General features: G+C 64.3%; 8 protein-coding genes. 5 read left to right on the top strand and 3 right to left on the bottom strand.

What is annotated here, in order from left to right; all coding sequences use genetic code 11:
• Positions 1 to 168: 168 nt before the first annotated feature.
• The 3 genes from IAE36_RS22970 to IAE36_RS22960 are packed head-to-tail and all read right to left on the bottom strand — an operon-like array spanning position 169 to position 1524.
• Positions 169 to 363: a DUF1289 domain-containing protein gene (locus IAE36_RS22970; RefSeq protein WP_028634838.1), complete on the bottom strand. Its 195-nt coding sequence runs from the start codon at positions 361 to 363 to the stop codon at positions 169 to 171.
• Entirely contained in the window at positions 356 to 880 is a 525-nt protein-coding gene (locus tag IAE36_RS22965; protein ID WP_060483639.1) for a gamma carbonic anhydrase family protein, read from the bottom strand. The genes IAE36_RS22970 and IAE36_RS22965 overlap by 8 nt, the downstream gene beginning before the upstream one ends.
• The gene (locus tag IAE36_RS22960) at positions 877 to 1524 is read right to left on the bottom strand and encodes a CoA pyrophosphatase (RefSeq protein ID WP_042141540.1); all 648 of its coding nucleotides are present in this window, start codon (positions 1522 to 1524) and stop codon (positions 877 to 879) included. The genes IAE36_RS22965 and IAE36_RS22960 overlap by 4 nt, the downstream gene beginning before the upstream one ends.
• Before the next feature lie 125 nt (positions 1525 to 1649).
• Here IAE36_RS22960 and IAE36_RS22955 point away from each other — a divergent pair, with 125 nt between their 5' ends.
• The 5 genes from IAE36_RS22955 to IAE36_RS22935 all read left to right on the top strand — a co-directional run bounded on the left by IAE36_RS22955 (position 1650) and on the right by IAE36_RS22935 (position 11388).
• On the top strand, positions 1650 to 2204 hold the full coding sequence (locus IAE36_RS22955) for an NUDIX hydrolase (protein WP_201214919.1): 555 nt from the start codon (positions 1650 to 1652) through the stop codon (positions 2202 to 2204).
• 26 nt (positions 2205 to 2230) lie between these two features.
• Complete coding sequence (locus IAE36_RS22950) at positions 2231 to 2785, top strand: L,D-transpeptidase family protein (protein ID WP_201214918.1); 555 nt, start codon at positions 2231 to 2233, stop codon at positions 2783 to 2785.
• 161 nt (positions 2786 to 2946) lie between these two features.
• Positions 2947 to 4629, top strand: a complete 1683-nt coding sequence (locus tag IAE36_RS22945; protein ID WP_201214917.1) for a ShlB/FhaC/HecB family hemolysin secretion/activation protein — start codon at positions 2947 to 2949, stop codon at positions 4627 to 4629.
• A 27-nt stretch (positions 4630 to 4656) separates the two neighbouring features.
• Positions 4657 to 9174: a hemagglutinin repeat-containing protein gene (locus IAE36_RS22940; RefSeq protein WP_201214916.1), complete on the top strand. Its 4518-nt coding sequence runs from the start codon at positions 4657 to 4659 to the stop codon at positions 9172 to 9174.
• Positions 9175 to 9342: 168 nt separating this feature from the next.
• Positions 9343 to 11388 carry a PhoX family protein gene (locus IAE36_RS22935; RefSeq protein ID WP_201214915.1) on the top strand — a complete coding sequence of 682 codons (2046 nt, stop codon included), beginning with the start codon at positions 9343 to 9345 and terminating at the stop codon, positions 11386 to 11388.
• Positions 11389 to 11745: the final 357 nt, after the last annotated feature.

Below are 11745 nucleotides of genomic sequence, written 5' to 3'. Positions count from 1 at the left end.
TGTGGGAGCGGCTTCAGCCGCGAACACCGGCAAAGCCGGTGCCACACACCGCGTTGCCTGCTTCGCGGGTAAACCCGCTGCCACAGTGATTGCGCCAACTTTGAGATCTTGTGGAAGACAGTTGCTCCCACAGGTATTGCACAGCTCAGAATGCCAGGAAGGCAACGACTAGAGGATAAGCCCGGTCTGCAATGCCCGCTCGTGGCACAGCTTCAGCACCGCGCGCCGCTCGTCGTCGTTCATTCGCCCCCAGCGGCTGATTTCGGCCACGCTGCGCTGGCAGCCGGTGCAGATATCCTGTTCATCCAGGGCGCAGATGTTCACGCACGGTGACGCTACCGGGCGCACCGGCGTGTCATTCATCGTCAACCACCAGCTCCCGTGCATAGCGCTGGGCATTGTGCACATAGTGCGCCGCACTGGCCTCGAGCATGCGCTTTTGCTGTTCGGTGAGTTCGCGCACCACCTTGCCCGGTGACCCCATCACCAACGAGCCGTCGGGGATCTCCTTGCCTTCGGCAATCAGCGCATTGGCGCCGATGATGCAGTGCTTGCCAATGCGTGCACCATTGAGAATGACTGCATTGATACCAACCAGGCTGTAGTCCCCCACCGTGCAACCATGAAGCATGGCGTTGTGGCCCACCGTGACGCCCTTGCCCAGGGTAAGCGGCGAACCCATATCGGTATGCATCACCGTGCCATCCTGCACATTGCTGCCCTCACCGATGTCGATCAGCTCGTTGTCGCCACGCAGCACGGCGCCGAACCAGACGCTGGCGTCGGCCTGCAGGCGCACATTGCCGATCAGCGTGGCGTTGGGTGCAGCCCAACTGGTGGGGTGGCTTTCGACCCGCAGGTCGCCCAGGCGGTATTTCATGGTTGTTCCTCAGGCTGGGATGCAGATGGCAGGGTGGGCCCTGCTCGTTTGTCGGGGTAGCGCTCGGGCGGGTGGTGCAGGCTGATGCCGGCATCGAACAGCAGGTTGACCAGTTCGACGATCATGATCGCCGACAACCCCCAGATCTTGTATTCACCATAGCGGTAGCTGGGCACGTACCAGCTGCGCCCCTGGTAATCGATACGGTGGGTATGGTCGCGAGGGTCCTGGCGGAAAAACTCGAGCGGCACGGTGAATACTGCCGCTATCTCGGCGTCGTTGGCACGGTATTCGACAAAGTCAGGGATAACCCCGACAAACGGGGTCACCTTCAAACCATGCAGGGAAATCAGCGGGCTAAGAGGGCCGAGCACCTCCACCAGCCCGGGTGGCAGGCCAATCTCCTCTTCGGCCTCCCGCAGGGCGGTGAACACCAGGTCCGGGTCTTCCGGGTCGCGGCGGCCACCAGGGAAGGCTACTTCGCCACCGTGGGTGGACAACCCCTGGGCGCGCAAGGTGAGGACCAGTTCGGGCGCTTCGCTGCGGGTAATGGGCAAGAGCACCGCCGCTTCCGGGAACCGTCGGTCGGTTTCCAGCGTGGCAGGTTGGTGGTTGCTCATTCGGCGAAGTAGCTCGTCCAGCATTGCGTACACTCGTGTCCAAGGCCTGCCCTGCATGATGCACCAAAAGCCGCCAGGCACCCAAGCCCTGCCCGCTTGCGGGCGCCAGGCCGGCACGCCAAGATAGGGGCAAACAAAGGGGCCCCCTAATGAATTACTGCAGTGCATGCGGCCAACCGGTCATCCAGCAGGTACCCGAAGGCGACAGCCGCCTGCGGTATGTCTGCCCCTCCTGCCACACGGTCCACTACCAGAACCCCAACGTGGTGGCCGGCGTGCTGGCCACCTGGGGCAGCCAGGTATTGCTGTGCCGGCGCGCCATCGAACCGCGTAGAGGTTTCTGGACCCTGCCGGCAGGCTTCATGGAAAACGGCGAAACCCTCGACCAGGCAGCGCGCCGTGAAACCTTCGAGGAAGCCTGTGCCAGGGTGAAGGACATGGCCTTGTACCAGCTGTTCGACCTGCCGCACATCAACCAGGTGCACGTGTTCTTCCGGGCACAGCTGGCAGACCTGGACGTGGCCATCGGCGCCGAGAGCCTGGAAGTACGGCTGTTCGAAGAGCACGAGATCCCGTGGCAGGCTCTGGCTTTCCGGACCGTGGCGCGCACATTAGAATGCTACTATCGCGACCGCACTGGGCAGCACTTCCCCATTGGCCATGAGTACGTGCCGCCGATGAACCTTGCGTCTTCCTCCACCTAGCTCAGAGCCTTCAGGGATACCGTTACATGCGCTGGTTGCTTGCCTTGTTCTGCCTTTGCGTGACTTCGGTGTCCCAGGCGGCCTACACCGAAACCATCATCCGCAAGCCGGCACCCGCCGCGCAGGTGCTGCCGCGCGTGGCGCAGCCGGTGCAACCGTTGATCGACAAGGTGCTGGTGATCAAGTCCGAGCGGCGCCTGCAGCTGATCAGCCGTGGAGAACCGCTGAAAACCTACCGCATTTCCCTGGGCAAACAGCCCAAAGGCCCGAAGGAGCGCGAGGGCGACAAGAAAACCCCCGAAGGCTTCTACTGGCTGGACTGGCGCAAGCAGAGCGAGCGTTTCAACCTCGCCATGCATATCGACTACCCCAACGTCACCGATGCCGCCCGTGCCCGCCGCGAAGGGGTCAGTGCCGGCAGCATGATCATGATCCACGGCACGCCGATCAACGATGAATACCCGGAATGGTACTTCCACACCCTGGACTGGACCGACGGCTGCATTGCCATGCGCAACCACGACATGCAGGAAGTCTGGAGCCTGGTGCGCGACGGGACCATGATCGAGATTCGGCCTTGATAGAGCGCCATTCGGCGCAAGCTGTAGGAAACCTCCCACCATCTCGCTGGAATCTGCCTGACAATCGCTTAGGCAAGGGACGGCATCCAGGCGAATAGCCTGCCTTTTAGCATCCACGCAATCGAGTACGGGGTCCGTACTGCAACAGCGGGGTGCTTACAATGCCGAACCACGAACGCCCGAACGCCGGCTGGCTGCTGGCTGCCTGCCTCGCGGTGCTGCTGTGCATGCCCGGGGTTGCCAGCGGCGACACCGCCAGCTGGCAACTGCAGGAGCAGCAGCAGAACCTGCGCGACCTGCAGCAGCAACAACGCCTTGAGCGCTGGCAGGGCAAACGCGAACCCAGCGAAACCTCCCCGGGGCCCGCCACAGTGCCTGCCCACCAGCCTTGCTGGGAAATCCGCGGCGTGCAGATTGCAGGCAACCACCAACTGCCAGACACCCTGCTGGCCGACACCGTACGGCGCTCCGTTACGGCCTGCATGGGCCCCGCCGACATCGACGGCCTGCTGCGGGCCCTTACCGGGCAATACGTGGCCGCGGGCTTTCCTGCCAGCCGCCCCTACCTGGCGCAAATGCCGCGCAGCGGTGCGCCCCTGCGTATCGGTGTGGTGGAGGGCTTTGTCGAATCCATAGAGCTCGCCGGCCCCGAGTTGCCGCTGTCGTTGTCCAGTGCCTTCCCCGACATGCTTGGCCAGCCCCTGTACCTGCCTCAGCTGGAACAAGGGCTGGACCAGCTCAACCGCCTGCGGGCCTACGACCTGGGTGCGGATTTGCTGCCCGGCACATTGCCAGGCGCGACACGGGTGGTGGTGCAGCCGCGCAAAGTGGCATCACCCTGGCACTTGGACAACCGCTTTGATAACCGTGGCAGCGACCAGACCGGCCGCCATCGCCTGACCACGGGCCTGGGCCTGGACAGCCCGCTGGGCCTGAATGACGACCTGCGTGTCTCTCTCAGCCGCACAGTCTTCGGGGCACCCGGCAACAGCCGGGGCCTGACGCTGTACTACAGCATCCCCTACGGCCCCTGGACCATCGCCATGAGTGCCAGCCGGCTGCGCTACAAGGCCCCCCTACCGGGTAGCCACCAGGTGGCCGATGGCAGCAGCCGCTACCACAGCCTGAGTGCCGAACGGGTGCTGTGGCGCGGCCCGCGCGGCATGCTCAGCGCCAGCGCGCGGTTGGACCGCAAGCAACTGATCAACCGCAGTGCCGGCGCAGTCATCGTGCAGCAAAGCCCGACGCTGGCCACGCTGGAGGCCGGGGTCAACCTGCTGTGGCTTGAGCAGGGGCTTTGGAATGCCTACCTGGGTGTTGCCCAGGGGATCGGTGCGTTCGGTGCCGACCGCTCGCCAATCGGCGTTCAGCGCCTGCGCCCAGACTTTCGCAAGTACCGCGCCAACCTGCTGCACCTGCGCCAGGGCCCGGCCGACTGGCCGTGGCGCTGGCAAAGTGAAGTGGCGCTGCAGTACAGCGACGACGCCTTGCCTGCCGTCGAGCAGTTGCTGGTCAGTGACGACACCGCCGTGCGCGGGTTCCGGCTGCGCACCTATTCCGGCAGCAGCAGCGCTGTGTGGCGCAACACCGTCAGCCAGGCCCTGCCCCACGCCTTCAACCCAGCCCTGCAGATACGCCCCTATCTAGGCGTGGACCTGGGCTGGGCCCGCACCCTGCCCGGCTCATCGCCCCAGCGCCTGGCCGGGGCCGCCGCAGGTGTCGAGCTGAGCCTGCCCGGGAGCCGGCTGCGCCTGGACTACCAACGCGCGCTGCATGCCAGCGACTTGCCTGGCCGACGCCTGGAACCTGGGTTCTGGGTGCTGGACTGGGCCCTGACGATCTGATTCACCCACAACAATGAGAACAAGAACATGAAAACACCCTCGCCCCACTGCATCCGCCCAGACACCTTGCGCTGGGCCATATTCCTGGTGGTACTCGGCTCTGCCAGCGCCCTGGCCCAGGGTGGCCTGGAAGCTGCAAGCGGCCCTGGCGGAACACCAGTGATCAACCAAGGCCACGGGGTGCCGGTGATCGAGATCGTGCCACCCAATGCCAGTGGGCTGTCGCACAACCAGTTCAGCGACTACAACGTGGGCAACGCCGGGCTGGTACTGAACAACGCCACCGCCCCCGGGCAATCGCAGCTGGCGGGCGCCCTGGCTGCCAACCCGCAGTTCCAGGGCCAGGCGGCCTCGACCATCCTCAACGAAGTGATCAGCCGCAACGCCTCGCTGATCGAAGGGCCGCAGGAGGTGTTCGGCCACCGCGCCGATTACCTGCTGGCCAACCCCAACGGCATCACCCTCAACGGTGGCAGCTTCATCAACACCACCCGCGCGGGGTTCCTGGTGGGCACGCCTGAAATCGAGCAGCAGCAGTTGAAGTACCTCGACACCCTGGGTGCCAGCGGCAGCCTGCGGGTACTGGGCGGTGGCCAGAGCAACCGTGACGGCGCCCTGGACCTGATCGCCCCGCGCATCGACACCCAGGGCCTGCTGAACGCCGGCACCGACCTGGGTATTACCGCCGGGCGCAACCGCATCGACCGCAGCACGGGCGATATCGTCCAGCACTTGCCCGGCACCCCGTCCAGCATCGATGCCAGCCTGTTCGGCGCCATGCAGGCCGGGCGCATACGCGTGGTCAGTACTGCAGAGGGCGCGGGGGTGCGGGTACAGGCGCCACGGGTCGAAGCCACCGAAGGCGTGCAGATCCAGTCAGCCGGTAATCTGCAGGTCAGCGGCACTGCCAGCAGCCCTGCCCTGCTGCACAGTGCGCAAGGCACGCTGAAGCTGACCGCCAGCGATGACCTGACCTTGGCGGGAGTGGAAGCGAAGGCCCAGCACATCGAAGCGCGGGCAGGCAAAAAACTGACCCTCGACGCCCAGGCCCTGGAGCGCGTGACCCGGGACACTGACAACTGGAACAAGCAGTTTCTTTTCGTCACCCGCGAAACCTATAGCCGCACCACCACCACCACCGACGTCCAACAACAGGGTACCCGGCTACAGGCCGATGACAGCCTGGCCCTGCAGTCGGGCGGCGACCTGCGCATGACTGCCGCTCAGCTACAGGCCGGCAACGGGCTTAGCATCGACAGCGGCGGCAACCTGGAGGTGCTTGCCGGTATCGATAGCCAGCGGGTGGAGGAACAGATACGCCATCGCAAGGACCTCTGGCGCGGCGACAGCGACAGCGACACCTATACGCAAAACGCACAAGGCAGCACGCTGGACGCCGGGCAGATGACCCTTAACGCTGCCGGCAAGCTCAACGTGCAGGGCAGCAGCCTTCACAGCCGCGGCGACTTGGCGATCACCGCCAGCCAGGCGAACGTGGCCACTGCGCAATTGCAGGATCGGGGAACCCGACGGGATTACCGCGGCGACCTGGTGTCTGGCGCATTCTTCGGCGATCGCAAAGGCAATGACAGTGACGGCAAGCGGGTTGCCGGTAGCAGCATCACCAGTGACGGCGCGCTCAGCATCAGCGCAGACACCGTTACCCTCAAGGGCAGCAAGGTGTTCGGCCAGCAGGGCGCCACGCTCTACAGCCAGAAAGGCGCCCTGGCGATCGAGGCAGACCGGGACACCCACACCCGCACCGACCATAATCGCGACAGCAAACTGTTCGGCCTGATCGCCAGCGAAGGCAACAGCACCGAACGTAAGGAACAGGTGCTGAGCAGCGATGTGGGTTCTGCTACCAACCTGCGACTGGCCAGTGCAGAAGAATTGCGAATTCAAGGCTCCAAGGTCGAGGCCGGGCAACACCTTGGCATCGAGGCCAAGGGCGACCTGGTGGTCGACAGCGTGCAAACCGTCGATGAAAGCGAAACCCGTACCCAGCAACGCGGCTTCAGTGGCCATGCCCGCGAAACCCAGGCAGCGCAAGGCGACAAGCCGGGTTCGCGGCAGTACACCGCCGGGCTGGGCTATGAGGTGAACACCAGCACCGGCCAGCACCGGGAAACCCATCAGGTGGGCAGCGAACTCAAGGGGGCGTCCGTCAGCCTGGGTAGCGGCGCACAGTTGCACGTCAATGGCTCCAAGGTCACCGCCACCACCGGGGACCTGGAAGCCAACGCCCAGAAGATTGTATTGGGCGCCACCCATGACAGCCAGGACACCACCCGCACCGACACCCAGAGCGGCGGCAGCCTCGCTGTAAGCGGGGGTATCGACCGCCTGGGCAGCCAGTTCAATGGCCATCACAACCGCAGCGACGAGCACGAGCAGCAAACCCAGGTGCAGCACAGCGAGTTGCAGGCCGGCGGCAACCTGCGCCTGAATAGCGATACGCTGGTGACCGAGGCCGCACGGGTGAAGGCTGGCAACACGTTGGACGTTACCGCAAAACAGATCGAGAACCGCGCCGTGCACGATACCTATGAACACGAAAAAAACCGCAACGACTGGTCTGCCAGCCTGGGCGCAAGCCTGGAGTACCGCGACCTGACCCGCCCCATCGAACGGCTGGTGCTGGGCCAGGAGGCTGCCCGCTTCCAGCAGGCTTCCCCGGAAGATGCCATGGTCGCCCCCAGCATCGGCGCGGACATGACAGTTGAACACCTCAAACACCTGGAAAACCAGCGCCGTGGCTTCGCCCAGGTCAGCGCATTTTCCGGTGCCGACGTGCAGGTCAAGGCCGACAGCCTGATGGATCAAGGCACGCGTTGGCAGGCGGACACCGGCACCTTGCAGATCCAGGCGCAACAGCACCACATGACAGCTGCCGCCAACACCGAGCAGCGCAGCGAGCAACGCCTGAACTTCGCCGGGGATGCCCGGGTGGACACCAGCAGCGGCAAGGACGTGAATGTACGGATAGCGGGTAACGGTGGGTCGCTGGCCCAGCAGAGCACGGCCAGCACGGCGGTGGCCGGCAGCCTGTATGGCAAGCAGGGTATCCAGGTGCAGCTTGGCAGCGATGGCCGCTACGAGGGCACGCGCCTAGATGGCGGCAGCGGCGACGTCCGTATTCACAGCCAGGGTACGTTGGCCTTTACCCAAGCCACTGACACCGCCCAACAGCAGTCGCGCCAGCTGGAGGGCAATGCCTGGGCCAAGGTTGGCAACCGCCCTGGCAGCACCGGCATCGACGGCAGAGGCTACCTCGACCACGCCAGCCAGCAGCGTACGCAAAGCACAGCCCAGGTTGGCCAGATCGACAGCCAGGGCGAGGTGCGCCTGACCAGCCAGGGCGACCTGCTGCTCGAAGGCACGCGCATCGGCAGCCGCGAGGCCCCGACCGGCGACATCACCCTGCACAGCGGTGGCCTGCTGCAGGTGAAGGCCGCAAACAGTACCCAGCAGGCCAGCGGCAGCAGCCTGGGCGGCGGCCTGGAGCTGGCGTTGAAAACCGGCACCAGCAAAGGCGGTGCCATCGGTGGCCATCTCAGCCATGGCAAGCAACAGGAGGATGTGCGTGAGGCTGTGGATGCGCGTTTTGCAAGCAACGGTAAGCTCAGCATTGGCAGCACGGCACGCGAAGAGGTTGCCGTACACGTCCAGGGCCTGCAGGCCAGCGCCCAGCAGATCGCCCTGAATGCAGCCAACGGCGGTATCCGGCTTGAGGCCTCGTCCAACCAGGATGTGCGCGACAACCTGCAGGTAACCGCAGGTGCTGGCTTCAATAGCAGCACCGGCAGCCTGGACACCCGAGGTTTGCACGGCCGGGTGAAGGTAGACCTGGACAAACGCAACAACCTGACCTGGAACGCCGGCAACCTGCGTGCCGACCACATCAGCCTGAACAGCCGGGGCAACGCTGAACTTCAGGGTGTGAGCCTGGAGGCCGGGAAAATCGACGGCACGATCGAAGGCGACCTGCGCGTTGCCAGCCTCAAGGACAGCGTAAACACCCTCAGCATCAAGGGCGACGCCAGGCTCAGCCATGAAAAGAACCCGCAGGGGTATGTGAATGCCGCCACCTCGCTGGCGGGGCCTTTTGGCAGCAAAGTGTCCGAGAAGGCGGGCTCGGCACTGGGCAAGGTGGACCCGGGTTTATCGCCAACCCTGCGCCTGGACGTTTCCCACGCGCAGCGTGACACCGTCGGCCAGCAGGCGGTACTCAAAGGCAGCGAAGGCATTGCGTTGAATGTGGGGGGTAATGCTCACCTGGTCGGCGCCCGGCTGCAGTCGGCCCGGGGCGACGTGCGGCTCGACGCGGCTGCGGTTACCCAGGAAACATTGAATGGCAGTGACTATCGGCGGGATGTCTCGGTGGATGCTTCCAATTCCCCGGTAGACCTGGGCACCGCTCTGGCCGATATCGCCAAGGGCAAAGGGGCTGCCGCAGGGGAGGCTCCCCTGGACCTCGGGTTGCTGCGCACCAGTGGGCACAACCGCAGCGAGCAATGGGCCTCCAGCATTAGTGGGAAGTAATGTGCGGTAGGCGCTAGCGGAGCTCGCGATGGGGGGCCAGCGCCCCCCATCGAATTCAGCCCGAACCTGCCGATTACGGCTACCCCTTTAACAAACCTGAAACCCGGACGTCACATTCACGCACTAGAGTGCGGTCTGGTTCAACTCAGCCATAAAAAGGACACCTTGATGAGTCGTGACACCGGCGACAACCTGGACAGGAACCACAGCACCAACCTGCCGATGGCCACGGTCATGGATGCCTACCTGAGCCGCCGCACCGTGATACGCGGCAGCCTGGCCGCCGCTGTCGCCATGATCGCCGGCACCGGCCTGGCCGGGTGCCTGGGGGGTGACCGCCCTGGCAGTGCACCGCCAACCGGCAAACCTGTACAACCCAAGTTGTCACTGGGCTTCCAGTCCATCCCTGGCTCACGCACCGACGCCTGCACCATTGCCCCCGGCTACACCGCCTACGTGCTGGCCCCCTGGGGCACGCCGCTCAACCACGCGGCCAACCCCTGGAAAGCGGACGGCAGCAACACCTCGCAAGACCAGGCCAATGCCATGGGCATGCACCACGATGGCATGCATTTCTTCCCGATCAACGGCAGCTCGGACGATGGGCTGCTGGCGATCAATTTCGAGTACATCGACACCGCCGCCCTGCACCCCGCCGGCCCCACCAAGGACGCCAACGGCAAACGCCCGGCCGAAGAGGTGCGCAAGGAGATCAACGCCCACGGGGCGGGCGTGGTACGCCTGAAGAAAACCCAGGGCCGCTGGCAGGTGGTGGACAACGACCCATTGAACCGGCGCTTCACTACGGCTTCGCGCATGCAGATCAGCGGGCCGATGCGCGGCAGCGCTCACGTACGCACGCCGTACTCCCCCGCCGGTACCCATTGCCGCGGCACCAACAACAACTGCGGCAACGGCTACACACCATGGGGCACCTACCTGACCTGCGAAGAGAACTGGCCGGGCATCTTCGTCAACAAGGGCACGCGCCCTGAAGACCAGCGCCGCATCGGCGTGGGCACCAGCGGCGGCCAGTACGGTTGGGAAACCGCCGCCGGTGACCGCACCGAGGTTGACGGCGAATTCGCCCGTTTCGACATCACCCCCAAAGCCGCCAGCGCCAACGGCGACTACCGCAACGAGGCCAGTACCTTCGGTTACATCGTCGAGATCGACCCTTACAACAGCAGTACCCTGGCCACCAAGCGTACCGCCCTCGGCCGTTTCCGCCACGAAGGCTGCTGCCCGGGCCTGGCCGTGGCGGGTAAACCGCTGGTCTGGTACATGGGTGACGATTCCAACAATGAGTACCTGTACAAGTGGGTATCCAGTGCCGTCTGGGACCCTGCCGACGCCAACCCGACGGATCGCCTGGCCACCGGCAACAAATACCTCGACCACGGCAAGTTGTACGTAGCCCGCTTCGATGCCGACGGCACCGGGGTGTGGCTGTTGCTGGACCCGTCCACCGTGACCACCAGTGGCAGTACCCTGGGCGCGTTGTATGGTGACCTGCCGGGCATCATCCTCAACACGCGCGGCGCCGGCGATGCGGTGGGTGCAACGCCGATGGACCGGCCGGAATGGACCGCCGTCAACCCGCTCAATGGCGATGCCTACCTGACCCTGACCAACAACAGCGTTCGCACGCCGGCCCAGGCCGACGCAGCCAACCCACGCGGCCCCAACCGTCATGGCCATATCATCCGCTGGCACGACAGCAGCGACCATGCCAGCTTCACCTGGGACATCTTTGTGTTCGGGGCCAATGCTGGCGGCAACGCCGACATCAACCGCTCCGGCCTGACCGAGCTTAACCAGTTCGCCAGCCCTGACGGCATGAGTTTCGATAGCCGGGGCGTGCTGTGGTTCGAGACGGACAACAGCGAGGCCACGGTCACGGACTACACCAACGACCAGCTACTGGCGGTGATCCCCACGCAACTGGTGGACGACAATGGCAAGCAGGTGCCGGTGAGTGCTCACAACCAGGCCGACTTGCGGCGGTTCTTTGTGGGGCCTAATGATTGCGAGGTGACGGGGATTACCTTCACGCCGGACAACAAGACGCTGTTTATCAACATTCAGCACCCGGGGAACTGGCCTTCGACTGACAAAGCCACTGATGCGACCCCTCAGGGCACTCGGGTTCGCCCAAGGTCTTCGACGGTGGTGATTCAGCGTGATGACGGCGGGGAGATTGGTACTGCCTGAGATGCGTTCAGTGGGCGCGCGCGCATCACGTGAGCATTCATTAGCGCAGGTGGCGCTTAGTCACCTTTCCGCCCTTACGTAAGGGCGAAAAGATGAATAAGCGTCCCCATCGCATATGGACTATGCTTGCCATGAAAACTCACGAACAGTAAATAACTTCAAACTTCAAACTTCAAACTTCAAACTTCAAACTTACAGAGTGTGGGCGGACACACTGAGCAGACATTCTTTTACGCAAGTGGCGCTTAATCACCCTTCCGCCCTTACGGCGGGTCCCTTTTTGTCTTGGCAAAAAGGAACCAAAAACCGCCCGCTCCCGTCATCCGGCCCCTACGCTTCGCTCCGGGGTTCCCTCGC

It is taken from the genome of Pseudomonas sp. S36, from assembly GCF_016647875.1.
GTDB lineage: Bacteria > Pseudomonadota > Gammaproteobacteria > Pseudomonadales > Pseudomonadaceae > Aquipseudomonas > Aquipseudomonas parafulva.
The sequence above is the reverse complement of the archived record's forward strand: the minus strand, read 5'-3'. Positions and strand labels throughout refer to the sequence as shown.